The 24,473-nt window shown below is 39.8% G+C and carries 23 protein-coding genes; 5 read left to right on the forward strand and 18 right to left on the reverse strand.

Annotation, left to right across the window (positions count from 1 at the left end; all coding sequences use genetic code 11):
- The first annotated feature begins 84 nt into the window (after window positions 1–84).
- The 3 genes from pheT to bioA are packed head-to-tail and all read left to right on the forward strand — an operon-like array spanning window position 85 to window position 4,551.
- Window positions 85–2,619: a phenylalanine--tRNA ligase subunit beta gene (pheT, locus tag AAG807_RS03900; protein WP_341900985.1), complete on the forward strand. Its 2,535-nt coding sequence runs from the start codon at window positions 85–87 to the stop codon at window positions 2,617–2,619.
- Between the two features lie 58 nt (window positions 2,620–2,677).
- The gene (gene bioD, locus AAG807_RS03905; protein WP_341900987.1) at window positions 2,678–3,292 is read left to right on the forward strand and encodes a dethiobiotin synthase; all 615 of its coding nucleotides are present in this window, start codon (window positions 2,678–2,680) and stop codon (window positions 3,290–3,292) included.
- A complete protein-coding gene (gene bioA, locus AAG807_RS03910; protein ID WP_341900989.1) occupies window positions 3,271–4,551 on the forward strand; it encodes an adenosylmethionine--8-amino-7-oxononanoate transaminase in 1,281 nt (426 codons plus the stop codon). The genes bioD and bioA overlap by 22 nt, the downstream gene beginning before the upstream one ends.
- Window positions 4,552–4,628: 77 nt before the next feature.
- On the opposite strand, the gene AAG807_RS03915 is transcribed toward bioA, so the two are convergent.
- The 18 genes from AAG807_RS03915 to AAG807_RS04000 all read right to left on the reverse strand — a co-directional run bounded on the left by AAG807_RS03915 (window position 4,629) and on the right by AAG807_RS04000 (window position 21,111).
- Window positions 4,629–5,300 (reverse strand): LysE family transporter, encoded by a 672-nt coding sequence (locus tag AAG807_RS03915; protein WP_341900990.1) that lies wholly within the window; start codon window positions 5,298–5,300, stop codon window positions 4,629–4,631.
- Window positions 5,297–6,364 (reverse strand): D-alanine--D-alanine ligase, encoded by a 1,068-nt coding sequence (locus tag AAG807_RS03920; RefSeq protein WP_341900991.1) that lies wholly within the window; start codon window positions 6,362–6,364, stop codon window positions 5,297–5,299. Before AAG807_RS03920 ends, AAG807_RS03915 begins: the two co-directional genes overlap by 4 nt.
- A complete protein-coding gene (locus AAG807_RS03925; protein ID WP_341900992.1) occupies window positions 6,361–7,077 on the reverse strand; it encodes an NRDE family protein in 717 nt (238 codons plus the stop codon). The genes AAG807_RS03920 and AAG807_RS03925 overlap by 4 nt, the downstream gene beginning before the upstream one ends.
- Window positions 7,065–7,565, reverse strand: coding sequence for a hypothetical protein (locus tag AAG807_RS03930; protein ID WP_341900993.1), 501 nt, complete (start codon window positions 7,563–7,565; stop codon window positions 7,065–7,067). The genes AAG807_RS03925 and AAG807_RS03930 overlap by 13 nt, the downstream gene beginning before the upstream one ends.
- Before the next feature lie 4 nt (window positions 7,566–7,569).
- Window positions 7,570–8,898 (reverse strand): DoxX family protein, encoded by a 1,329-nt coding sequence (locus AAG807_RS03935; RefSeq protein ID WP_341900994.1) that lies wholly within the window; start codon window positions 8,896–8,898, stop codon window positions 7,570–7,572.
- Complete coding sequence (locus AAG807_RS03940) at window positions 8,898–9,356, reverse strand: YHS domain-containing (seleno)protein (RefSeq protein WP_341900995.1); 459 nt, start codon at window positions 9,354–9,356, stop codon at window positions 8,898–8,900. The genes AAG807_RS03935 and AAG807_RS03940 overlap by 1 nt, the downstream gene beginning before the upstream one ends.
- Before the next feature lie 4 nt (window positions 9,357–9,360).
- A complete protein-coding gene (locus AAG807_RS03945) occupies window positions 9,361–10,155 on the reverse strand; it encodes a redoxin family protein (RefSeq protein ID WP_341900997.1) in 795 nt (264 codons plus the stop codon).
- 108 nt (window positions 10,156–10,263) lie between these two features.
- Entirely contained in the window at window positions 10,264–10,560 is a 297-nt protein-coding gene (locus tag AAG807_RS03950) for a hypothetical protein (protein ID WP_341900999.1), read from the reverse strand.
- Window positions 10,541–11,152, reverse strand: coding sequence for a sigma-70 family RNA polymerase sigma factor (locus tag AAG807_RS03955; RefSeq protein WP_341901001.1), 612 nt, complete (start codon window positions 11,150–11,152; stop codon window positions 10,541–10,543). Before AAG807_RS03955 ends, AAG807_RS03950 begins: the two co-directional genes overlap by 20 nt.
- A 31-nt stretch (window positions 11,153–11,183) precedes the next feature.
- Window positions 11,184–13,349, reverse strand: coding sequence for an FUSC family protein (locus AAG807_RS03960; RefSeq protein WP_341901003.1), 2,166 nt, complete (start codon window positions 13,347–13,349; stop codon window positions 11,184–11,186).
- A gap of 156 nt (window positions 13,350–13,505) precedes the next feature.
- Window positions 13,506–14,666 (reverse strand): kelch repeat-containing protein, encoded by a 1,161-nt coding sequence (locus AAG807_RS03965; protein WP_341901004.1) that lies wholly within the window; start codon window positions 14,664–14,666, stop codon window positions 13,506–13,508.
- 450 nt (window positions 14,667–15,116) lie between these two features.
- On the reverse strand, window positions 15,117–16,307 hold the full coding sequence (locus AAG807_RS03970; RefSeq protein ID WP_341901006.1) for an aminotransferase class III-fold pyridoxal phosphate-dependent enzyme: 1,191 nt from the start codon (window positions 16,305–16,307) through the stop codon (window positions 15,117–15,119).
- Entirely contained in the window at window positions 16,294–16,803 is a 510-nt protein-coding gene (locus tag AAG807_RS03975; RefSeq protein WP_341901008.1) for a hypothetical protein, read from the reverse strand. The genes AAG807_RS03970 and AAG807_RS03975 overlap by 14 nt, the downstream gene beginning before the upstream one ends.
- A gap of 39 nt (window positions 16,804–16,842) precedes the next feature.
- The gene (locus AAG807_RS03980; RefSeq protein ID WP_341901010.1) at window positions 16,843–17,367 is read right to left on the reverse strand and encodes a hypothetical protein; all 525 of its coding nucleotides are present in this window, start codon (window positions 17,365–17,367) and stop codon (window positions 16,843–16,845) included.
- Between the two features lie 22 nt (window positions 17,368–17,389).
- Window positions 17,390–17,953, reverse strand: a complete 564-nt coding sequence (locus AAG807_RS03985) for an RNA polymerase sigma factor (RefSeq protein WP_341901012.1) — start codon at window positions 17,951–17,953, stop codon at window positions 17,390–17,392.
- A gap of 4 nt (window positions 17,954–17,957) precedes the next feature.
- Window positions 17,958–18,911: a transketolase family protein gene (locus tag AAG807_RS03990; protein WP_341901015.1), complete on the reverse strand. Its 954-nt coding sequence runs from the start codon at window positions 18,909–18,911 to the stop codon at window positions 17,958–17,960.
- 2 nt (window positions 18,912–18,913) lie between these two features.
- Window positions 18,914–20,269 carry a VWA domain-containing protein gene (locus AAG807_RS03995; protein WP_341901017.1) on the reverse strand — a complete coding sequence of 452 codons (1,356 nt, stop codon included), beginning with the start codon at window positions 20,267–20,269 and terminating at the stop codon, window positions 18,914–18,916.
- Window positions 20,269–21,111 carry a transketolase gene (locus tag AAG807_RS04000; protein WP_341901019.1) on the reverse strand — a complete coding sequence of 281 codons (843 nt, stop codon included), beginning with the start codon at window positions 21,109–21,111 and terminating at the stop codon, window positions 20,269–20,271. Before AAG807_RS04000 ends, AAG807_RS03995 begins: the two co-directional genes overlap by 1 nt.
- Before the next feature lie 133 nt (window positions 21,112–21,244).
- Between AAG807_RS04000 and AAG807_RS04005 the strand changes: the two genes are divergently transcribed.
- On the forward strand, window positions 21,245–21,598 hold the full coding sequence (locus tag AAG807_RS04005; RefSeq protein WP_341901020.1) for a hypothetical protein: 354 nt from the start codon (window positions 21,245–21,247) through the stop codon (window positions 21,596–21,598).
- Window positions 21,595–24,465 carry a proprotein convertase P-domain-containing protein gene (locus tag AAG807_RS04010; RefSeq protein ID WP_341901021.1) on the forward strand — a complete coding sequence of 957 codons (2,871 nt, stop codon included), beginning with the start codon at window positions 21,595–21,597 and terminating at the stop codon, window positions 24,463–24,465. The genes AAG807_RS04005 and AAG807_RS04010 overlap by 4 nt, the downstream gene beginning before the upstream one ends.
- Window positions 24,466–24,473: the final 8 nt, after the last annotated feature.

Raw genomic sequence — 24,473 nt, forward strand, 5'->3', positions numbered from 1 at the left:
GTGAACGAATTTAGCGCTTTTATGTCAAATTAAACCTCGATTTCTGTGCTTTTTCTTAAATTTGAGCTTCCAAAAAATACAACAATGAAAATTTCATCCGCTTGGTTACACGAGTTTTTACCGGTTCACAAATCTCCTGAAGAATTAGATCAGCTTTTAACAGACACAGGTTTGGAAGTTGAAGGGTTTGAAACCATTGAGAGTGTGAAAGGTGGCTTGCAAGGAGTTGTAGTTGCTGAAGTGATTGAATGTGAGCAACATCCGAATGCAGATCGACTGAAAGTGACCAAAGTGAACAATGGAAAAGAAATCCTTCAGGTTGTTTGTGGTGCGCCGAATGTGGCTGTTGGTCAGAAAGTGATTTTGGCTCAGGTTGGAGCGGTTCTATACCCCAAACCGGATGAACCTTTGAAAATGAAAGTTTCCAAGATCCGCGATGTGGAATCACATGGAATGCTTTGTGCGGAAGATGAATTGGGTTTGGGAACCAGTCACGATGGAATTCTGGTATTGGATCCGAATGCGAAAGTAGGGATGCCGGCTGCCGAGTATCTGGAGTTGGAAAGCGATGTTCAGATTGAAATCGGATTGACACCGAACAGGGCGGATGCAATGGGGCATGTGGGTGTTGCACGGGATGTGCTGGCATACATGGCTTGTCATGAAGGAAGTACTGCGAAATTGCAATTGAAAGAAACAAAGAAACCGGTTAAAGAGGCAGATCTATCCGTTTCCGTCACTGTTGAAAATGCGGAGCTTTGCCCCCGATATATGGGAATTACGCTAAGTGGAATTGAAGTAAAGGCTTCACCGGCTTGGTTACAGAATAAATTAAGAGCAGTGGGGCTATCTCCAATCAATAACGTGGTGGACGTAACGAATTACGTGATGCGTGAATTGGGGACACCTTTGCATGCTTTTGATGCTAAAATTGTTAACGGAAAAGTGATTGTCCGCACGGCAAAAGCTGGTGAGAAGATGATTACTTTGGATGGAGTGGAGCGCACTTTGAATGAAGAAGATCTGGTTATTGCCAATGAAAAGGAAGCGATGTGTATTGCGGGTGTTTTTGGTGGAAATCATTCCGGAATCTCAGATTCTACTACAGAAATGTTCCTGGAAGCGGCTTATTTCCAACCGGTTTCGGTTCGTAAAACAGCAAAAAGACATGGTTTGTCAACCGATGCAAGTTTCCGTTTTGAACGAGGTGTCGATGTGGATTTGGTCCCATACGCTTTGGAAAGAGCTGTTCAACTGATTCAGGAAGTTGCAGGTGGAAAAGTGGGAATGGATGCGGTTGATTTGTATCCGAATCCCATTCAGAAACTTCCGGTAACACTTCGATTCAATCGAATTAACCAGCTTTTGGGACATGATATTGATCCTGTTAAAATTGTAAATATCTTAAAGTCATTGGATTTTGAAATACTAAATATATCCAATGAACAATTTTCAGATAGTAATCAAATTTCTGGAAATCAAATAAAAGACTTATTAGAATCTAATAATCGTTTAGATGAATTAAAATCCTATTATCAGTCACTAGAATCCTTAGAACTTTCCGTTCCGAATTATCGTGTGGATGTGGATCGTGAAATTGATGTGATTGAAGAAGTCTTGCGTATTTATGGTTTCAACCTGATTCCACTTCCTGAAAAATTGAATACTTCTTTGGTGGTTAGTGAAAAGCCGGATTTAGAACGTTTGGGAGTGAACCTGGCAGAAGTATTGGCAGGGATGGGCTTCAATGAAATGTTGAACAACTCCTTGACGAGTCCGCAATATGCTGAAAAATTGGGTGGAACTCAATTTCAAGTAGCGAAAGCGGTAACGATGTTGAATCCTTTGAGTCAGGATTTGGCGGTAATGCGTCAAAGTTTGCTGTTCCAGGGAATGGAAACGGTTGCACACAATCAGAACCGTCAGAATCCGGATTTGCGCTTGTTTGAGTTTGGTAAAACCTATTCTTTTGAAAACGATATTTATTTAGAGAATAAGCGCTTGTTGATCTTAATGACCGGGAATAAACAGGAAGAATCCTGGGCGCAAAAATTAGAAAAATCGACTTTATTTACTTTGAAAGGGGTTGTTTCAAACCTATTCGAACGTTTGGGCTTGGCATCTTTCATTCAGGAAGAAAGCCTGCCTGATCAGGAAGTATTGGCAGATGGTTATCAAATCCGTATCCTGAAAAACGTAGTTGGAACCTTGGGTTGGGCAAATCCGAAAGTGAAAAAGCACTTTGGAGTAAAACAAGACGTTTTCGTTGCCGATTTGGATTGGGATGCTATTTTGGATTCCTTGAAACTGGTGAAAGTTCAATACAAGGAATTACCTAAGACATTCGAGGTTCGACGCGATTTCTCCTTGCTTCTGGATTCGAAAGTCCGTTTTGCGGAAATTGAGCAGATCGCTAAGAAAGTGGACAAGAAAATTCTTCAAAAAGTCGGTTTGTTCGACGTTTACGAAGGAAAGAACCTGGCGGAAGGAAAGAAATCCTATGCCGTTTCATTCACGTTCCAGGATGCGGAGCAAACATTGAAAGATACGCAGGTAGATGGAATTATGAATTCGATTCGTGCTGAATTGGAAAAACAATTGGGAGCTGAATTGAGATAAAATCCGAATCATTTCTTAACTTGATAGAATCATTCTTTTAACAGGAAGGAGAAGAACCATGAGTGCAATCGTAGTTACAGGAATCGGAACCGAAGTAGGGAAAACAGTCGTGAGTGCTGTTCTTTGTGAAGCTTTGAAAGCCGATTACTGGAAACCTGTTCAGGCCGGAGATTTACATGCTTTGGACAGTGAATTTGTGAAATCACATACTTCTGAAACCAACATTTTACCCGCGAATATCTTGTTGAACCATGCGATGTCACCGCATGAAGCAGCACGTTTGGATGGAATCGAATTGACGGAAGCAGATTTCGATCTTCCGGATTTCTCGAAACAAACAATCATTGAAGGAGCCGGTGGAGTGATGGTGCCACTGAATGATGAAGGCTTGTGCTACATAGATCTGTTTCAATTTTGGGAACTTCCCGTTTATGTCGTTACGAAGCATTACCTGGGAAGCATCAATCATACCTTGTTGACATTGAATGCATTGATGTCGCGCGAAATTGAGATTGCCGGACTGATCGTTAACGGAGAACGGAACGAAGCTTCAGAACGGATCTATCGTGCTCATTTTTCAGATCTGCAAATCACCACGATTCCCGAATTAACCGAATTTTCGAAAGAAAGTATACAACAAGCTGCCCAATTATGGATAGAGCAACAAGCCTAGAAAAAGACAAAAAGCACGTTTGGCATCCATTCACCCAAATGCAGACAGCGAAAGAACCGCTGCATATTGTGAAAGCAGAAGCGACGACATTAATTGATTCCAACGGAAAAACATATATCGATGCGAATTCATCCTGGTGGGTAAATGTCCACGGGCATGGTCATCCACATTTGGGACAAGCCTTGACGGAACAATTTTCACAATTGGACCATGTTATTTTTGCCGGGGCAACACATCCTCAGGCAATCCGGTTGGCAGACCGCATCACTTCTTTACTTCCTGAAAAACTGGAAAAGGTATTTTTCTCGGATGATGGATCGACTGCTGTGGAAGTAGCCTTGAAAATGGCTTTTCAATATTGGTTTAATAAAAATGAATCGAAAAGACGTGTGATTGCATTGGATGGAGCTTATCACGGAGATACGTTCGGAGCGATGTCGATCGGTCAGCGAGGCACTTTCAACAAACCTTTCGAGCATTTGTTCTTTGATGTGGATTTCATTGATTTCCCAAAAGATGAAGCGCGAAGTCATTCCTTGATTCAGGCGGAACAAATCCTGAAATCAGGAGAGGTGGCTGCAATCATTGTGGAACCTTTGGTTCAAGGTTCTGCGGGGATGCGCATGTACGATGCAACCTGGCTGGATGCTTTTGTTTCGTTGGCCCGAAAATACAATGCCTTGGTGATCTTTGATGAAGTGATGACCGGATGGGGAAGAACCGGAAAGTTGTTTGCACATAATTTTTGCCAGCAGGAACCGGATATTATTTGCTTGTCGAAAGGATTGACGGGTGGGATTCTTCCATTGGGACTGACAGTTGCAACAGACGAAATTTACAATGCATTCCTGCATCCTGAAACAGCTAAAGCCTTGCTTCACGGACATTCCTTTACGGGAAGTGCATTGGCGTGTGCTGTTGCGAATGCCAGTTTGGATCTGTTTGAACAACCGGAAACATGGGATTCCATTGAATGGATCGAGGAGCGTCACCGCTATTTTATCGACGCTTTGAAAACGCATCCGAAAGTAAAGGAAATCGGTTTGTGCGGTACAATCTTGCGCTTTGAGGTTGAAACAGGAGAGGGGAATAACTATTTTTCTTCCATTCGGGATACAGCCTATGATTTTTTCCTGGAAAAAGGCTGTTTGATCCGTCCGTTGGGAAATGTCTTGTATTTGAATCCGCCGTATTGTATTTCAGAAGAAGAGCTGGATCGATTGCATGTGGTTTTGCTCCAATTCTTAGATAGTCTTTAGAAATTAAATCAGGTGCAACTCCAATCCACTTCGTTTCAAAGTGATTTGAACAAACTCCGGTTTTGAGGGCAAAAAACTCAATGCATTTTTGATCTGATTGGAGAGGTTTTAAAGCGAGCGTACAATAATCGGACTAACAATATAATTCCTGTCAGTGCAAAAATTCCCGAAACAGAAAGGTAATAGTTTTTTGATTGTACTAGTTCAGTGGAATCATGAATCAATTGAGAAGCAAGAATAAAGCAGCATAATCCACAAAAAGTTCCAATCCCAATTCCAATAAGGTATCCATTTCGATTTCGTGTTGTTTGAAGGAGTCCTTTGTTTTTAAGAATTCCATTCCATGTAATCCAAAAAGGGAATTGACTTGGATTAATAGCACTTAATCCTGCACCAAGAAGAAAACGTGGCCAATTGGAAGCTAGCATATCCGTTTTTTCTTCGGATGGGGTACCTATTTGTTGGATTTGCTGGAAAGCGAGGAAAAAGATAAATCCGACCATTAAATATTGAAGGAGTTCAACGCTACTTGTCTTTTTGAATGGTAATTTGAACCATTTTAAACAACATGCCACGATCATCATTTCTGATAAGACAACTCCAAGAGAAAAAAGTAGGGCGTCTTGAATGGATTCCCTTGCTCCTATTGTAAATGCCAGGATGTTTAATACACCAAATGGCAAAGTTCCGATCAAACTAATGAATCCACCATACAAACCGGCACGCTTGTATCTTTCTAAGAACTTCATACGTTTCCTAATTGAATGGCATCCGAAAAATGGTTTAGTTTTTTCATCACTTTGGTGTGATTTCGAAGTAATTTGATTCCTTCAACAAAAGAAATCTTACTTCTTTGTTCTTTATTTACCGAATGACTAATCACACTCATTGCCTTCCAATGGCGCATGATCTCAGACCATGCAAAGAATAGTGAATGAGTAGCGTCGTAGATATGTGTGGGTTCACTTCCGGATCCATTCACTTCAATGATTGCAAAGTTTTCACCACGTTCCAATTCTTCCCAGGAATTAAAACGGATATCAAATCGACCAAAATAGAACCCTTCTAATTCGTTAGCCAATTCGTTTATTAAGTGGGTTAATTTCAGATTGATTCGTTCTGAGCAGTCCGTGAACGCAGAACCTTGCGCATGATTGCCAATTTCACTAATGATTTCAACTTGTCCTTTTTTTAGAATTGTTTGAAGTTTTCCGGCGTTTTCTTTTTTCAATCGTGCCAGCTGTAAGAAGTAACGTGGATTTTCGCGCAGCAATTCCTCCATAGTTTTAATTCCATCTCCAATTAGCTGAATATATTCCTTAGCAACAATACCGGAAATATAACCTGATTTTTCCTGTGGTTTTTTGATGTAAAACACTCCGATTTCTTTCGGATAATTGATTTTTTCCTGAACTAAATAATCCAATGGGCAATTCTCGTGATACCAACTAAGTTCTTCCAAAGAATGAATTTGAACGACACCGCGTCCTTTTCCTCCAATATCTGGTTTCAAATAGAGCGGAAACTGAAAAGAATGGATTTGGTTCTTTACTTGTTCTAAATCATTCGATCTCGAAATAAGAATGGTCTTAGGAAAATACTTATGACTCATTTGATCCTGAATTTTCCATTTTGACTCCAATGTAAATCCGCCATTTTCAATTCCGGGATTTGCTGAAATAAAAAAGAATAAATCCCTGGTTTTTAACATTAAGAATAGAAGGTAAGGGAAGATAGGAAAGTAAATAATACTTGAATTCCAATATTCCCAATGACCAATTCGAATCCTTTTTTGATTCCAGTAATCTTTCATATCGTAGTTAGTTGAATAGTTTGAATATTCTTTTTCCCATCAAGTAAATCATGGTAAGAGATTTCTACGTTTGACGCTATTTCATCAAAAGCAATTGTTGAAATGGATAAAGATCTCATTTCCTCAAACCGATGCATGATAAACCCATTGCTTGGTTCGCTATGTTGGAAAAGAAAATCTTCAATGTCCTGTGTTTTTGAAACAGGTTTTGAAATGAAATCGTAAAAAAGAAGTTCTCTTTTTCTTCTTACCTCAAGTGGGTACAATGTTGCTGAAGACCAAATATGAGCTTGTTCCTGATCTATTTTTTTCCAAAATTTTGATTGTCCATTCCATCTGCACTCAACCAATTCATTTTGAGATTTAAGAATGAGTGTAAATGGTTCAATATCCTTTAAATTAATTTGAGTCCAAGCTTCATGTAAATTTGTTTCCTGACTCAGTTCTTTGATAATCAACCCTCTACTTTTCCGATACAATCGTGTATTTGGAAGGTGATTGTTAAAAGCTCCATTTAATAAAATCAGCATGTTTCCAAGTTGGTTGATTGTCCACCATGTACCACCAGCTTTTGGATCAATAGGAGCCCAAAACCGATATTTTTCTCCACTCATTTCTTCAGGAAAAAGGGCTCTTTCCCGAAATGGATTTTCATCCCGAACCGAACACAGATATGCTCCTTTTTCAGTTGGAATATAAATTACTGTGCACATGATTTTGATCGGTATTGAATAGTTGAATAGGCAACTCCGAAATAATCATCCGTGATATCCTTTTTAAGAATTTGAAGACCTGTTTTGATTAGAGCCATGTGATGGATGGTATGTTCGAGAATAAAATGAAGTTCCCGGCTATAATAGCTCTTAATTCTAATTTGTTCACCCATCTCATTTTCTGCTACTAAAATCAATTTTTTATCGGAACGATTAATGAGTAAAGTCAATTCAGCACACAAATTACTTGCGTATTTTAAGGAGGTTTCAATTTCTAAATCGCGTTTGCGTTTCTCGTAATTGATTTCATTGGAAATATATCCGTTTACTAAGCTTTGAGCAATTTCAATGGTATGCCGAACATGTTGCCCAATAGTTGCATTTCCCATCTCCTGAATTGGAAGGGTGTAATCGATCGCATCGATTCCTTTCAAAAGAGTAGCAATGGAATGCAATTGAAAGGATAATTTGGAAATAATTGTTGTCATAAACTTAAAATTGATAACTGATTTCAGGACCCAATACGAAACGACGAGTCAGGCCATCCGGACGAACGGTTCTTACTACCAGAGGAACTCCGAAAGTGAGCGAAGTCTTTAGACGCTTGGTGATTTGATAAGCTGCAACTAAGGTGAAATTGATCGTTAGTCCTTCAGAGTCCTGGATGGAACGAAAAGTTTCGTCACCTTTTGTTTCTTGGTATTTATCTTTTATTAAGTGGTAAATACTCAATAATCCCGGAGTGAGTGCGAATTTTTGACTTAATTTCCAATTGTATTCGATTTTGAATAGGACATCGGCAGCTCTCACAAATCCATTGGTAGAAGGATAAGGATTTGCCTGAATTGAATCCCATTCACTCCTCAGAAAACCGTTTGCACTTCTTGTTCCATTTTTTGAATAAAGATTGGTCAGAGGTGCTTGTAAGCCGAAAGCAGCTTTGAATTGATGGAACTTTAGTCCAATTCCAGCTATTGCATCCAATGTTCCCAAACTACTTTGATACGTCATAGGAAGTGATCTTCCCGCAGCTTTTTGATTACTATTACTAAGCGGGACTTTAACTCCGGCAGTAAAACTGACTTTGATTTTTCGGTTTGATTGGATATTGTAAGAACAACTTTGAATGACATCTCCTAAACCAAAAGTGCTTCCTAAATTTCCATTCGCATAATTGACCGTAAATTTGGTTTGAATACTCCATTTTTTATTCAATTGTCTATCGTATTGCAGGGTTGGAGTGAAAATAAATGTCTTGTCTTCCCCAATCCCAATGACAGGTGTCAAACCTATTTTATTTTTGTATTCGGTAGAGTCGGACAATTCACTTTTCAGTTCACCAACGGAACAAAAACCAGCGTCGCTGCATCCCTGAGCAAGGCTTTTGGAAGAAGTAATGGAGATCAATCCCATACCAATTAGAATAGCGGTGTTTGAACGCTTTTTTAGAATTGATTTGGCTATTTTCACTACCGGTTTGAAGCTTAAGTAAAAGCAACAAAGCCATGCTGTGATTGCTAGTAGAAAAAGCATTCCACCATCCTGATTACTTTCAATTCCAATGATCGTGAGGTGAAAGAAAATGGCACCACTCATCAAGCCAAGACCCAGAAATGCACCTACAAATCGGGTTTTTGGAATCAAGATCAATAGAGAAGCAATTAATTCTAAAATGCCAATAAGTATTCGTCCATCAGGTTCCATATTCAATTTTGTGAATAGGATAACAGATTCACTTTGAGCTGTAAACTTAAAATAAAGCGTTTGCATCATAATAGCTGCAGCAATGAGAGCCGCAATGAAGGGAAGATACTTTTTCATTATTTTTCAGAATAAAAATGGAGCCAGTTCATATCAGCCCTGGTCTTTAGTGTTTTCTCTTTCGAATTCCAATCTTTCAAGGTATTCGTGAAATAGAAATCATAAAACAAATACAGCTTGTTGTTTACAATTTTGTAAGTTTTCGGGTTGACTTCAACTTTGGTTCCATCATTTCCCATGGCGTATGCGCACCAACCACCATATTGAGGTTCATATTTTTCAGGATTCTTTTCAAATGCACGTTTGTTTTCTACCGTTGCAAATCGATAGGTAACTTCTTTGAAAGTGTAACTGTAATCCTTTTTCCCAATAGTTGGCTTCCCAGCAAAATAACTTACAGGATCATAACCCTGAATGGCCAATCCATTTTCGAGATTGAACTGGGTTTTACGGGAGGAAGATTGTGCAATTGAGTGATTCCCTAACAGGAAAAGTGCTACCAAAAGAACTGCTTTCATACTGTTAGAATTGAATTTTTTGAGAGTAAAGAATAGCTGCTTGTTGATGGATTTGAAGAAAGTAAATTCCATGATTGAGAGATCCGGAATCAAAAGTCTCTGTTTTTCCGGTAAAAGGTTTTTGAAGGATTTGTTTTCCCTGAATATCTGAGAGTACTATGGTTGCATTGGAATCACTAAAATCAACAGAAGAATGAACGGTTATTTGTGCGTCATTTTGATATACAGTGAAGGTTTTATCTGACTCTTGAATACCCAAAGAGTTTTCACATGTTTGGATATGTGCGTATAATTGAGAAGTTGTTTTTTTACCTATTTCTGTAATGGTGCGATCCGGACAAATTGCATAAATCAAAGGATAATAATTTACGGCATAGTTCGAAATGATTGATGTTCTTGCCGCTCCTTCCGGATTTATTTGCGGATAATTTGTTCCAGCTACCCAATTACCCTGTGTATTTCCGCTAATTCCATAAAATTCATTGTTTCCGTTATTGGGATCGAATTCGATTGCAAAAACAAAGACGTCATCGGTAGGAGTATTGGGGCCGTATTGATCATACAAATTTGATAGTGCATTGGAATTGTGGTAATTCCAGCAAAACGGACAATGACAAGCAAAGAAGTCAATGTAAACCGTTTTCCCTGCATCCAGGTAATCATAAAGTGTATGACTATTTCCGTTGATGTCCGTCAAGGTGAAATTGGGAGCAATACTTCCGTTTTGAAGTTGTCCGAAACTAATGGAAGAATAAAGTAATCCGAAAGCAAGGATTAAAGCGTGATGCATTTTTTTCATGTCAATTCATTTTAAGTCTAAAGAAACAGACGGGAACGTTTCTTATTCCTTACAAGAAGAATTGATTTTTTTCCGGAAAAAAATAGGATGCTTTGATTTTAAAAGGATTTAACCTTTATTTTTTTTGGCTAAAGCTTGTTCAATTTGTTCTTGAAGCTGCCTTTTTTCTGAATTTTCCAAAGAATGATTTGAACTATTTCCGAGGTTTTTTAATTTCTCAGCTAAAAGAAGCGTTTGTTTTTTGAATCGTTTACAAGGTGGACAAACGGTTAAGTGATACCACAAACGAATTCGTAAGGACATAGAAAGTTTGCCTTCCTTACTTAATTCAGTTAGAAAAGTAGCCTCTTTGCAATTGAGGTTCCAGTTTGACTTTGTTGTAATTCTATGTTTTTTTTTTTTCATTTAACCATTTATGTTCGAGACAAGCGCGCATCACTAATTTGGCTCGATGGATCATAATCCAATAATTAGACGAACTAATTTCAAATTCCTTACAAATATTTTCAGAATCATCCTCATGAATAAACTTTGCTACAAAAATGGGCTTTAATTTCGGAGATAATTGGTTCAAACAATGTTCCAATGCCAATTGAAATTCACTATTGGTAATGATGTAATCTGCAAATTGCTCGTTTTTACTAGGCGAAGTATTTTCTTTCCAATGGTATTCAGAAAGGTAAGAAGGTTCGAAAAATGCCTGGTAGAATGGTTCATCTGATGATTCCAGATAATGTTTCAGGTTTTTTGAATGGGTGCTGGATTTTCGGTAATGATCAATTATTTTATTATTTAAAATGCGGGTCAGCCATGTTTTTTCAGAACTTTCTCCTCGAAAATTTTCCAAATTTTGAAGTGCTGATAGAAAAGTTTCACTAACTAAATCCTTGGCTTGTTCTTTATCGTTAACCTGAATACATGCTACTGAATAGAGGTAATCCGCAAAGCGATCTACCCATAATGCAGGTTCTGTATTTCTGTTTTCGTTGGAACTCATCAACGGCTAATTTAGTAATAAAGGATATGAATTAACCTCTGAACGCCTTCAAGGCTTCCAATTCGAACACAATCTTCTCCAGATCAACCTGGATGAACTGGATCTGTTGGGAAGATGAGAAAATGGGATCCTGAACAATCCGTTTGATCGGTTCTAAATCAATATCCTTTTCACGGTGAATGTTCTTGTAGAAAATGGTTTCAGCCTCAGCCATATAGTGATTAAGCAAATTTGCGAGCTCTTCCGAATAGGGAGTGTTTTCCAAACTGAAGGCCAGACTGGTGATCTCTCTTGAAATCCGAATGTTCGAACCTACTTTTGCAAAATGCACATCAATCTCACGCTGATGGGATTGTGGTTCTTCATACATGCGCTGCACGCAGGCAAAAAGGTTGTTATTTGCTGCTTCTGACAAACGTCTGCTCCGGTGCCAGGTTATTCCGGCTGGAAGTTTATTTTGATAGCTTAGTGATACTTGACTCAAATAGAACAAGTTCATGTTTAACGATTTGTTGAGCAGAGCCGGGAAACGCTGTTTTTCCCAAATCGGCCAAAAGGCGAAGCTGATGCTGATTGCAAGGATGGATCCGATCAGGGTTGACAAAACCCGCCACCAAATCAGATCCCACGAACCCTGTTTGGAAAGCTGCATCATCACTACCATCATAATCGTCACAAAGAAAACTCCGACCTTGTAGTTGTTCCGGAGATAATAGGCTACGAAAAACGAAATGAAAATTAGGATGACGACGAAAGCTTCGTGTTTGATCGGAAGAAGCATAATCGCTCCACCGACCAGGATTCCCGCAACCGTTCCGACAATCCGCTCGATTCCTTTCTTTCGGGTTGCTCCGTAATAAGGTTGAATGACAATCAGCAATGTCAGCGCAATCCAATGTCCGTGATCAATTTGGAAAAATTTGAAAATGAAAACGGAAAGTGCTAGTCCCAGCCCGACACGCAGGGAATATCGGAATTGCTGCGAATCGATATTGAATACTTCCCGTACGATCTGAACCATCACGCGGGGCTGTAAACCGGCTATGAAGTGATTGAATGAAAGTTTGTAATTCTCGAAATAGTTACTGCGTTTGAAATCCAGTTTTTCATTCACCAGATCAATGGTTCCCTTCATCAATTCGTGGCATTGTTCGAGGTTCACGAGCAATTGTTTCAAAATGATCCGATCGTCTTCTTCGAACTCCTGACTTTTCAAGGTGTTTTTAAGGATTCCAACGGCGATTTCAAAGCGTTTGATGCGGATCTTAGCCATGGTCAGATCTTCTCCCCGGAAGGTGAAAATAACGATGGAAAGTCGCGCCGAAGCTTGTGAAAGGGCAGAAATGGTTTTGTATAAAATGGATTGGTTTGTCTGTAGAAAGGAATTTCCTCTTAAGGATTCGAGTTCTTCGTGAATGACACGGGCATTGGCACCGAAATAGGCCGCAGATTTGCGGATTTCCATCATTTGATCGTAATGATCGGCTTTCAAACGGGAGTTTTCCTTTCTTCGATTGAATAATTCAATGGATTTGTCAATAGCAGCGCGAATCTCGATTTCCTTGGCTGTAATGTTCCGAATGTCTTCGTTATCAATTTCCGGATCCAAAAAGCTTACGAGCAAAGCATCGAGGTATTCCGTGTTTTTCTTCCAGATTGTCGCCAATGAACGTCTCAGGGGATTGGAAGCTGAAAACGGAAACGAGATGAAAATAATGGCAATTGCCCAAATGGAACCCATTAGAATGTACCAGCCATATACCAGGGATTCACTAAAATCAGTAGGATTGGAAATGCCGAAAAGATAGAAGAACCCAACTCCGACACCGATGGTGGAACCGTAATCACTCCAATTTCGGATCAATGCGGCAAAGACACCGATAACCAGCATTCCTATGACAGAAAGCACCATCGAATTCCCGATATTCATTCCGATGATTGCCGCAATCAGGATCAGGATCGCCTCAACGAACTGGATGAGCATTTTCTTATAATGGGAACCTCTGTAATCGATCAAAGTGAGCATGTAAGCTCCGAAAGCTGCCCAGATGATGTGATAGGAAAAACCGAAGAAAAGCGGGAAGACGATCAAGGGAACATTTAAGGCCAAAACCACTCGAATAGACCAACTGATCGTTGGTTCCAGGTATTCCTGTTGAAGAATGGTGTTAAACTGCTTGATCGGTTGAAACCGCATAGGAAGTGAATTTCTTAACAAAGATAGGAAAAGTTCAAAGGTTTAAAAGGTTCAATAATTCAAAAGTTCACAATAATTCAAATCAATTTGATAACTAACAATTGAAAACCAATCTCTTATTTGAACTCTTTGAACATTTGGAACTATTTTAACGAGCTATAGCTTAGCGATCTTCTTTATTTCAGAAGTGTTTTTTCCTTCTATCAGGCAAATGTATAAGCCGATCGGAAGTTGTCTGATTTCCAGGAAGCCCGCATCAGTTGTCTTTAAGGTTTGAATAAGTTGTCCTCCAACAGAAAATACAGAAACTTTGGCGTTCGGTTCTGAAATCAGGTTGAAATAATCTTTGCTTGGGTTTGGAAACAGGAGTGTTCCCTGAAGGGTTGTAGTTGGCAAGTCCATTTTATAGAAATCAGAGATCCGGGTCATATTATCATTCAAGCCGGTTCCCAAATAGAACTGACCCTTCAATGCAAAGCCTTTGGCACCTTTCAAACCGCTTATCGGCAACGGACTGGCAGCTTTCCAGTTTTTCGTGTAATCGAGCAGATAGCAATCGTTATGGAACACATTGTTTTCATCCATTCCTCCGCAAACCAGTGCATTGAAGTCCGAACTAATTGCTGTTCCATAGGAACGTAATCCGGCAGGAATAGGAGGGACTGTACTCCAGGTTTCGGTAGTTGGATTAAAGGAAAACCAGGATGGGGAATACGAAATGGGATTGATATCGAATCCTTCACCGAAAATTCCTTCATTCAAGATTGGGAAACCCAATACACTTCGATTCGGACCTCCGGGATAATCCGAAAGCTGTGTCCATGAATCGAGGTCCACATTGTATTTCCAAAAATCCGCCAAGGTCGAATCGGCTGTTGTCCCCATTCCGAAATATCCATTGTTTTGAATGTGCAATGCCGTTGCATGCCAACGAGCCAATCCCGGGAAATCATGGAGCTGAGTCCAGGCATTTGTAAAACCATCGTATTCCCACACGTCTTTCAGTGCCTGACCGGATTCGGAGTAACCACCGATGAGATATGCTTTGTTGTTCAGAGTGAAACTACTTGAATATTGCCTGGCAGTTCCGGGAAAAGCCGCTTTTTCATTCCAGGAATTGGTAGTTGGATCGTATTGAAACAACTTGTTACTTTCATTAAAAGTACCGAGATACCCTGTGACTATATAGCCGAAGCCATTCAAGGCAAAACAAACACCATCGTCTCTGCCTGCTGTCGGAACGGAGCTGACGGAGGTCCAGGTTTGGGCATTCAGACTAAGACTGATCAATAAAAACAGGACGAAAATCCCTTTCATGGTAAAACGTTTGTTGATGTAACGCAGAATAGAGGGAAATCGTTTGCGCAGGGTGAAATAATTCCAGATAATTCAAAATTCAAAATTCAAAATGTAAAAAGAATACACTTGTGAGAAGTTTTTGGACATCCGGATTTTAGGATGTCAGGATATTAAGACTTTGAAACAGGTTGGAAAACAGTAACTATTTACCTGAAATGCACTGTAATCAGGTGTTAAATCCTTAACCTTTTCGTACTCTATCTATGCTCTATCCATGCTCTACCCATGAAGTATCCATGCTTGACTTTGGTAACTAGTGAATGCGGCTGTTTTAGGGTGTTATTAAAGGTTACATTTGTGTGTAAATCATAGATTTGCCAATAAAAATATTAAATAAAGTGCGCTTCGACATCTCTGTGTCTATGCTATTGCAAGCATTCACTGTCCTTTATTTAGAACTTTCTGAACTTATTTTGTTTCTTCAACTGCTTTTTGGATCAATTTCCCAACCTCGTGAACCTGTTCTTCGGTGATGTTCAATGGTGGAGAAAGTCTAAAACTGTAAGGGTGGGAAAGGAACCAAAAACTGATCACGCCATATTCCAGCAGACGTTCAACCACTTTTGCTACGCGTTCATCACTTTCCATATCGCAGGCAAACATCATTCCTTCTCGTCTGATCTCATGGATTTCATCGATGTCACTCAGATAATCTTCGAGCAGCGCTCCTAATCGTTCTACTTCATTGAAGTCAATTTCCGATTCGAACACTTCAAGGGTTCCCCAAGCTGCTGCATTGATGACGGGATTTCCTCCGAAAGTGGTGATGTGTCCCAGCATGGGAGAATGACTGAGCTGATTCATATATTCGTACTTCGAAATGAAAGCGCCAATTGGCAATCCACCTCCTAATGCTTTTCCGAGGGTTAAAACATCGGGAATGACTCCGCTGTGCTCGAATGCGAACATCTTTCCGGTTCGTCCCATTCCACATTGGATTTCGTCAAAGATCAACAATGCTCCGACTTCGTTACAACGTTTGCGTAATGCTTTCAAAAATTCGTCGGAAGCTTTTCGCACTCCTGCATCGCCTTGCACTGTTTCAAGGATTACTCCTGCAGTTCGGGTTGTAATTCGTTGCAAATCTTCCAGTACATTGAGTCGAATGAAATCAACATCTGGGAGAAGCGGCCGGAATGGTGTTTTTTTTATTTCGTTTGCAGAAACGCTCAAAGAACCATGTGTATTTCCATGGTAAGAACCTTTGAATGCGACCAATTGTGTGCGTCCGGTAACACGCTTCACGAGTTTTAATGCTGCTTCATTGGCTTCCGTTCCTGAATTCACTGGATAAACACAATCCAACTCCTTTGGAAGAAATTTACGAAGTGAGCGCACCATTTCCAGTGAAGCATCCTGAATGAACTCGCCATAAACCATGACGTGCAGGTACTTGTCCAGTTGTTCCCGGATGCGTTTGATCACTTGTGGGTGACGATTTCCGATATTGGTTACCGAAACACCTGAAATCATATCAGTATATCGTTTACCCGATTTATCGTAAATGAAAATCCCCTCCGCCGATTCAACATCAATTAAATAGGGGAAGGGATTTGTTTGTCCTAAATGTTTTAAAAAATCTTCTTTACGGTTTTCCATGAGGTCTTTTATCATTTGGTCCAGGTCCGGGCCCGGGTCCTCCATCTCTGCGATCTTTCAATCGCTCCAGGAGAACACGTCGGAATTCATGCTCCAAACTTAAGAGTTTTAAGGTTCTTTTTTCACCAATAACCTTAATAAATTTATCACTGTACTCTTTTTTTAGATCCAATTCTTTCTGGTCATTCTCGAAAAGTGTTGCTAATTTTTTCTTTGCATCCTCATTGGAGATTTTCTCTTCCGATTCTCTCAGATCCTGATTTATTTTCCGGTTGCTTTGACGGATTTCTTTCAGTTTTCCTTCCATTTCATTGTAAACGGGCCAGAACTTTTCAGCTTCGGTTGCGGTTAGATTCAATTCTTTCGTAATAAAACCAACCTTTAGTGCTTCAATTTTATCATCCTTCTCCTTGTTGTCATCATCACCTTGAGCAAATGAATGGGGAGCAAATAGGAGTGGAAGTAAAATCCATGCTAGTTTCTGTATGATTTTCATGTTTTTCTTTTTAAATCCTGACATTCATGCCAGGGGTTTTTAACTTTCGATTAGTAAATATTCATCCAATTCTCCCGACTCATCTTTCAGATAATCTAAAATTTCCTGATCTTCCACATGATCCAATAAGGTGGATTTCGAAGAAAAATCTTCGGTAGCCTGCACAGGTTCCTTTTCGGATGTCTGATCCTCATTTTGTGCAACCGCTTCGTCACTTAAATGGACCGCGATGGTTTCCGAATCCAGGTCTTCAATGTTCTCGTTGAGATAATCATAGATTTCTTCATTGCTGACAGAAGACAAATTGATCGATTCGGATTCAGTTGGAGTATGGGTGTTGTTCCAGGATAAGAGAATGGCAAACGCAAGAATTGCTGCAGCGGATCCCCAAACGTACCAGCGCTTGTACATGGAAATAATTCTTGGTTCTTCTTTCTTCTTCAAGCCATCATTTCCGATTTCTTTCAGGATACTTTTTTTCAACTCTTCAAAATAGGAATCCGAAGGCAATTGAATTGGAGTAAGCTCTAAATCGTCAATAATATGTTTGTTTTCCTGATTCATAACTCTAAGACTATTAGTTCTTTCAATGGTTTAATTTTCCTTTTAAAAATTCTTCTATTTTTCCTACCGCATGGAAATAATTTGCCTTCAATCCGCCAACGGACCCACCGGTTAATTTGGAGATCTCCTCGTATTTCAAATTTTCAAAATATCGGTATTCAAAAACCATGCGTTGTTTTTCGGGTAAAGTTTCAATCGCTTCAAAAAGCAATTTTGAAATTTCCTCTGAACTCAATTTACCGTAATGTTCTGATTGGTGCGAGAATGAAACCACAGGTTCATCAATATCTATACTTCGATGCTTGTTTTCTTTTTTGAGAAAATGAACCGTTTCATTGTAAGCGATTCGGTAGATCCAGGAGAATAGGGCACTGTTGCCTTGAAATTGCTTCCGGTTATTCCAAACCTTGATGAAAACCTCTTGGATAATGTCGTTGGTGATTTCATGGTTATTGATCCAACGACGGATAGTAGTGTAAAGTCGTTTACTGTGGATGTCTACAATCCAGGTGAATGCTTTGTAGGCTAGCTCATCATCCCGATGAAAATAAGAAATGATAGTATTTTCATCGGGAATTTGATTCATATTTTTATTTGCGTTTTAAAACTTTTTTTGCGGCCTCAACAATATTCGGAGTGTCCAAGCCATATTTCACCATCAATTCATCAGGTGTTCCTGATTCCCCAAAGGTGTCATTTACTCCAACATATTCTTGTGGGGATGGCAAATGCCGCGCTAGTACTTGCGCAACTGCATCACCTAAACCTCCATTCAACATGTGTTCTTCTGCAGTAACGACACATCTTGTCTTGTTAATTGAGTCTAAGATTGCCTTTTCGTCCAAAGGTTTAATGGTATGCATATTAATTACTTCTGCGCTGATTCCTTGTTCTGCTAATTGCTGAGCAGCTTCAATGGATTTCCATACCAAATGACCACAAGCGATAATCGTCACATCTGTTCCTTCGATCAATAAATCTGCTTTACCAATGGTGAATTTTGCATCCGGTTGCACAAAGATTGGAACAACGGGTCTTCCGAAACGCAAATAAACCGGACCAACATGATCAGCAATTGCCATGGTAGCCTGTTTCGTTTGGTTGAAATCAGCAGGAACAATAACAGTCATGTGCGGCAACATGCGCATCATTCCGATATCTTCCAATATTTGGTGAGTTGCTCCGTCTTCGCCTAATGTTAAACCAGCATGGGAAGCACAAATTTTTACGTTCTTTTGGGAATAGGCAACTGATTGACGAATCTGATCATATACACGACCAGTTGAGAAATTAGCGAAAGTTCCGGTATATGGAATTTTCCCTCCGATTGTCATACCGGCAGCCATTCCAATCATATTCGCTTCTGCAATTCCAGCTTGGAAAAAACGATCCGGAAATTCTTTTAAAAAGGCATCCATTTTAAGAGATCCGGTGAGATCTGCACATAATGCAACGACATCCGGATTTTTGCGACCGATTTCTAATAACCCTTCTCCAAAACCGGATCGGGTATCCTTTTTTCCTAAAATTTCAAATTGCTTCATTGTTATAAATTAATTGAAGTTGTTTTATTGGATTGTATTTTAAAATTCTTTTCGGTTGTGTAAGTAGTGGATTTCAGCTGCTTCTGTCTATATACTACACGGTAATTTCCCGGTTGGAGATAAATCAGTCCTTTCAGATTGATCTGATCCAGGTTACATACCCATTCAACTGTACCGTCCTCCCGAATAACAAAAATTTGGGCTGCCACCATTTTTGTAGCATTGTAACTAAATTGTCCGGGAGCGGGCAGGTCGATTGTTTCGGTGGCACTTTGCGTCACTTCGACAGTATGATAAATACGTGGAAGACTCAATATTTCCACTTCATATTTCCCGACGATGTATTTGTCTGTCGCCCCAACCAATTGGGTATTGATCGTTTTCTGGTCCGTTTTCTGATAAACTCGTGAAAGAACCTGATAGGGACTTGAAGCATTGGTGAATCTCAGTTTGATAAATCCTTGCGGACAATCAACCGGAATGACATTGTGTATGTTCTTTACAATGGAGATGTTATTCTTGTATACTTTAGGAATGGTATTCACTACCAGATCGTACTTCATACTCGGATCCATTGTTAAAGTATCCGGATTTCCCTGACGATTGAGGGTGTGGACAAAGGTGTACATCAATTCTTTTGTTCCGGCTTTATAAAGTAACATGGTTACATCCGTCTCATTCGGAACTTTATTGATATTGTTCAGATTGATTTGAACCGTTGTATTGATCAGTGCTTTAGAGATAACTGTTTTCAATACATTGTTAAAAGCTTCTTTTGTTTCTGCTTCCGAATAACTACCGATGCATTTGAACTGATCCAAATAAGAGAGGTCCAGTCCCAATCCGATTACGAAAGGAGTTACTTTTACTCCTTTGTCGTGTAATTTTTTCGCAATCACACATGGGTCGTTATCACATGCTTCCAGTCCATCAGTGATCAGGATAATAATATTTCGTGCATTGGTATCCGGGAAATCACCTGCTGCTGCTTCCAAAGATCGGGCAATCGGAGTGGTTCCTTTTGCCATGATTGTCCGGATCTTGTTGCGAACCTTCATGAAATTATCGGGACCGAAAGGGACTTCCAGTTTGGTATCGTTACAATCCTGGTAGGTTGCTGTTATGGGAGATTGATGACCATAAACCCTCAAAGCAATTTGAAGGTTTGCAGATCCATTCAAACTATCTACCGTTTTTACGAGTAATTCTTTTGCTGCTTCGATCCTGGTTTGTCCGCCCCAATTCGCATTCATGGAGTTGGATGCATCCAGGATAAACAAAATACGCGTCAGTTCTTGTCCTTGAGCTTTCGAGAAGCTCAAAAAGATAAAACAACAAATGACAGCGATACCTTTCATCAATAATCTCCTAATGTTTCTTCCAGTTGGATCAAAGCCTGCTGCAATTGCTCTGCGTTTGGAGCAACTCCATGCCATTTATGGGAACCTACCATATAGTCAACTCCTTGACCCATTTCAGTTTTCATGATAATGATGATCGGTTTTTTATTTCCAGTCATGCTTTTGGCTTTATTCAATGTTTCAATCAGATCCGGATAGTTGTGTCCATCCATTTCAAGAACCTCCCATCCAAAAGCCTGCCATTTTCCTTTCAGGTCACCTAAGGAAAGTACATCTTCCACATCTCCATCGATCTGACGGCCGTTATAATCAATCGTAGCAATCAGGTTATCCACTTTATTTGCTGCTGCATATAATGCTGCTTCCCAAATCTGACCTTCCTGTAATTCACCATCACCATGTAATGAGTAAACCAATCGGTTATCGTGATTCAATTTCTTTGTAAGTGCTGCTCCAATTGCGTTGGACAATCCTTGACCAAGCGAACCGGAAGCCATTCGAACACCCGGGATTTTCTTATCCGTACTTGGATGCCCCTGAAGTCTTGCGTTCAGTTTGCGGAACGTTACCAATTCTTCGATAGGGAAATAACCGGATCTTGCCAAAACAGAATACCAAACAGGGGAAATATGACCGTTTGAAAGGAAGAATAAATCCTCGTCCTTTCCGTCCATTGAAAAATGATCCGGATTGTGCTTCATCATTTCAAAATAAAGTACAGTCAAGAAATCGGCGCATCCTAATGATCCACCCGGATGACCTGAATTTGCTCCTGAAACCATACGAACGATGTCTCTGCGTACCTGTGTTGCAATTGCTTGTAATTGTTGAATTTCCATTGTTATTCCTATTTGGCATTGCAAATCTAAGGTTTATATTTGCTTCCACTTCTTTTTTTTTTAACTACTTTTAAACGTTCATGCAACTCTTTTTTAATAAATGAGTCTAAATTACAAATCGCAAACTATTAACATGAAAAAAACAATATTCTCCCTGTTTGTTTTTCTTGGAGCAAGTTTATCCTACGGGCAAAATTTGAGTAAGGATTCAAACAAGCCAGCTACAGCGCAAGGACCTGTTGTTTCCAAAGAGATGCAGGCATATGCCGCTAAGAAAGGAACTTACATTATTGCTCGTCCGAATGGAAAGGATTTAACACCAACTGGTGAAATCACTCTTGAAAAAGCAAAATTAGTTGATCCTTCGGCAATGGGGATTAAAATCATCGATCAAACTCAATATTTTTCCATTACCGGAACAACTGATTTGTTGGTGGTTAAATCGACTTGGGTACTTGATAATGAAATGAAAACTGCTAAGAAATGAGAAAGAAATTATTGATAGCGATTGGATCCCTATTCCTGGGGTCTGTTTCTTATTCGCAAATGCAGATGACAGATGCGGATTACGTTGACACAAACGAATTGGATTGTAGTGCATTGGGAGCAGGAGGTGTCAACTTTATCGATATGGGTGGTAATTATACCCCCAATTTTGATGATACGATTACATTTTGTCCTGATTTAACTCAGGGAACAAAAGTTTCTATTGCTTTTGCTACGAATATCGGGTACGAATTCGATATTCATCCAACGGATACCTTATATATTTATGATGGTCCTACAACAGCTGCTCCATTATTGGCAGCTACGAATTCTGCAGTGAATCCAACAGGAGCCAACTGGCAGGCGAGCTTTTTGAACAACCCAAGCGGATGTTTGACTGTAAGGTTTAAAACAGACGGTGCAAGTGATGGAACCGGTTGGATCGCTAAAGTTGCTTGTGGTAACTTGGCTCAGCCGTATTATCCTCATTTAGAAGCATTCGTTAATGGAAGTCCGATCAACCAACTCAATCCTATTGACACAGGATATGTGAATGTGTGTTTGGGTGATAGTATCCTGTTTGTTGCTAAACCGTTGTTTCCTTATTCTTTGGAATCTACAGGATTTGGATATTCTCAGACTTTGACTAATGTCAATTACAGCTGGACGATATCAAATGTTGGACCTCTTGGTATTAACAATGACTCAATTTGGTTTGTTCCAACAGCTCGTCAGGGATATTTTATCGATTTAAAAATGACGGATCAATTTCCTCAATTGATGGGGATTACAGCTAAAGTTCGTGTTTCAATTCTTCCTTCATTTGCTACGGCCGGACCAGTTGAAGATACGATCTGTATTGGTACGCCAGATATCCTGATTGGTGGAGTTACTGCACAAGATACTGCCGGGGTTGATGTTCCGGGAGGAGAATTTTCGATTGGTGGAAGTTTCGCCGGTCTTACCTTCCTTCCTGATGGAAATGGGCAACTTTATGAAACGACCATCAATATTTCAGGTTTAGGATCCGGTACGGTAACACAAGCATCCGATATTTCTTCTATTTGTTTGGATATCGAACATTCATTTATTGGAGATTTAGAGATTGCTTTAACATGTCCAAATGGAACTATGGTTTCTTTGATGAACACCTATAGTGGTGGTGGTGATTTAGTTGCTGGTGGATGTGGCGGCGGAGGAATCTCACTCGGTAGCGACACGGATACTGATGGTGGTGCTCCGGGTTCTCCGGTTGAGACATATTGTTTCAGTTTTGTGAATCCTGATTATGGAACAATTTGTGCCAACCTGGGAAATACTTATCAAAACCCATATGGAAATACATCCATGCTTCCAGGAACTTATACTCCTGATGGAAATTTCTCTGATTTCATCGGTTGTCCTTTAGATGGGGATTGGACTATTTCTGTACAGGATAATCAAGGAATTGATGACGGATATATTTTCCAATGGGGAATCACATTCGATGCGTCTTTGTATCCAAACTTTGAAACATACCAGAATTACTATGTGGATGGTTTTTGGAGTGCATCACCAAACATTATTTCCGGACAGAATGATACTTTAGTTGTTGTACAAACAACTGCACCGGGACACAGTTACTATACTTATAATGTGGTGGATGATTTCGGTTGTTCTTATGACACGACTTTTGATGTGTTCAGTTTGCCTTTACCAATTATCTTCCCTGATACATTGGCTTGTGATATGACTTTCCAAGTTGCAGGTACGCAGGCGTTTGCAGGTGGTGTTTGGAGCGCTACTCCAAATGGATTGAATTTCAGTTCAACAACGAATAATAATCCGTTGATTACCACCAACACCGCCGGAACATATACGGTCTCCTACATAGACAATGCATGTAGCGATACCATAACCTCGACGATCATATTCCCGCCTTATCCTCAGATATTCAATGATACCTTACTCTGTGGAGATGATTTCCAGGTAACCGGTACATTGGTTTATCCGACAGGTGGAACATGGTCTGCGGCGTCACCGGAAGTCATTTTCTTACCGAATAATACAACAACGAACCCAACGATTACGGCAACTACCAGTGGACAGTATACCGTTACATTTACAGATAATGTTTGTAACAACTCTACGTCATCTCAAGTAACATTGTTCTTGTTACCGCAGATTTTCCCTGATACAGCTGCTTGTAATTTTGTCTTCAATGCTACTGGAACAATCGCTGCAAATGGTGGAGTTTGGTCTACTGCAGATACAAATATTCACTTCATTCCTAATGCGAATGTGCTGAACCCGACAATTACTTCAAGTATTCCGGGAACATTCCAGGTAACGTTTACGGATAATCAGTGTAATACTTCCATCACTTCTGAAATCGAATTTATCAATTACGCTTTTGTAACAACAGTTGATACTGTAATCTGTTTGGGAGCAACTATTGTAACTTCTTGTGGCGTCTATCCCCAAAATGATTCCTATGTATGGAGTAACGGTCAGGTTGGAAATAATGTCTCAGTAGAACCAGGTGTCTATACCGTTACAGCATCTAATGAGTGTAATTCACATTCATCGACCATGACAATTGGTGGTAAAGTATGTTACATTACTGCACCGAACATTATCGTTCTTTCATCCACATCCGGAAATAATAAATTCTTCCTTTCATATGATGGAGTAGAAGAGTTCCATATTTCAATTGTAAACAGATGGGGTAACCTGATCACTGAATACGATGATCCGGGAGCAGCTTGGGATGGAAGAAACCTAAATGGAGAAGTTGTCTCTGAGGGAACTTACTTCTATAACTTTACAGCTAAACTGCAAACAGGAGAAGAAATACAACAACAAGGATTTGTTCAAGTCTTCCACTAATAAAAACA

The organism is Fluviicola taffensis DSM 16823 (assembly GCF_943372375.1).
Taxonomy (GTDB): Bacteria; Bacteroidota; Bacteroidia; order Flavobacteriales_D; family Crocinitomicaceae; genus Fluviicola; species Fluviicola taffensis_A.

Coding starts and splice junctions, on each gene's coding strand:
- pheT (WP_341900985.1), top strand. CDS start 85: ATGAAAATTTCATCCGCTTGGTTACACGAGTTTTTACCGGTTCACAAA.
- bioD (WP_341900987.1), top strand. CDS start 2,678: ATGAGTGCAATCGTAGTTACAGGAATCGGAACCGAAGTAGGGAAAACA.
- bioA (WP_341900989.1), top strand. CDS start 3,271: ATGGATAGAGCAACAAGCCTAGAAAAAGACAAAAAGCACGTTTGGCAT.
- AAG807_RS03915 (WP_341900990.1), bottom strand. CDS start 5,300: ATGAAGTTCTTAGAAAGATACAAGCGTGCCGGTTTGTATGGTGGATTC.
- AAG807_RS03920 (WP_341900991.1), bottom strand. CDS start 6,364: ATGAAAGATTACTGGAATCAAAAAAGGATTCGAATTGGTCATTGGGAA.
- AAG807_RS03925 (WP_341900992.1), bottom strand. CDS start 7,077: ATGTGCACAGTAATTTATATTCCAACTGAAAAAGGAGCATATCTGTGT.
- AAG807_RS03930 (WP_341900993.1), bottom strand. CDS start 7,565: ATGACAACAATTATTTCCAAATTATCCTTTCAATTGCATTCCATTGCT.
- AAG807_RS03935 (WP_341900994.1), bottom strand. CDS start 8,898: ATGAAAAAGTATCTTCCCTTCATTGCGGCTCTCATTGCTGCAGCTATT.
- AAG807_RS03940 (WP_341900995.1), bottom strand. CDS start 9,356: ATGAAAGCAGTTCTTTTGGTAGCACTTTTCCTGTTAGGGAATCACTCA.
- AAG807_RS03945 (WP_341900997.1), bottom strand. CDS start 10,155: ATGAAAAAAATGCATCACGCTTTAATCCTTGCTTTCGGATTACTTTAT.
- AAG807_RS03950 (WP_341900999.1), bottom strand. CDS start 10,560: ATGAAAAAAAAAAAACATAGAATTACAACAAAGTCAAACTGGAACCTC.
- AAG807_RS03955 (WP_341901001.1), bottom strand. CDS start 11,152: ATGAGTTCCAACGAAAACAGAAATACAGAACCTGCATTATGGGTAGAT.
- AAG807_RS03960 (WP_341901003.1), bottom strand. CDS start 13,349: ATGCGGTTTCAACCGATCAAGCAGTTTAACACCATTCTTCAACAGGAA.
- AAG807_RS03965 (WP_341901004.1), bottom strand. CDS start 14,666: ATGAAAGGGATTTTCGTCCTGTTTTTATTGATCAGTCTTAGTCTGAAT.
- AAG807_RS03970 (WP_341901006.1), bottom strand. CDS start 16,307: ATGGAAAACCGTAAAGAAGATTTTTTAAAACATTTAGGACAAACAAAT.
- AAG807_RS03975 (WP_341901008.1), bottom strand. CDS start 16,803: ATGAAAATCATACAGAAACTAGCATGGATTTTACTTCCACTCCTATTT.
- AAG807_RS03980 (WP_341901010.1), bottom strand. CDS start 17,367: ATGAATCAGGAAAACAAACATATTATTGACGATTTAGAGCTTACTCCA.
- AAG807_RS03985 (WP_341901012.1), bottom strand. CDS start 17,953: ATGAATCAAATTCCCGATGAAAATACTATCATTTCTTATTTTCATCGG.
- AAG807_RS03990 (WP_341901015.1), bottom strand. CDS start 18,911: ATGAAGCAATTTGAAATTTTAGGAAAAAAGGATACCCGATCCGGTTTT.
- AAG807_RS03995 (WP_341901017.1), bottom strand. CDS start 20,269: ATGAAAGGTATCGCTGTCATTTGTTGTTTTATCTTTTTGAGCTTCTCG.
- AAG807_RS04000 (WP_341901019.1), bottom strand. CDS start 21,111: ATGGAAATTCAACAATTACAAGCAATTGCAACACAGGTACGCAGAGAC.
- AAG807_RS04005 (WP_341901020.1), top strand. CDS start 21,245: ATGAAAAAAACAATATTCTCCCTGTTTGTTTTTCTTGGAGCAAGTTTA.
- AAG807_RS04010 (WP_341901021.1), top strand. CDS start 21,595: ATGAGAAAGAAATTATTGATAGCGATTGGATCCCTATTCCTGGGGTCT.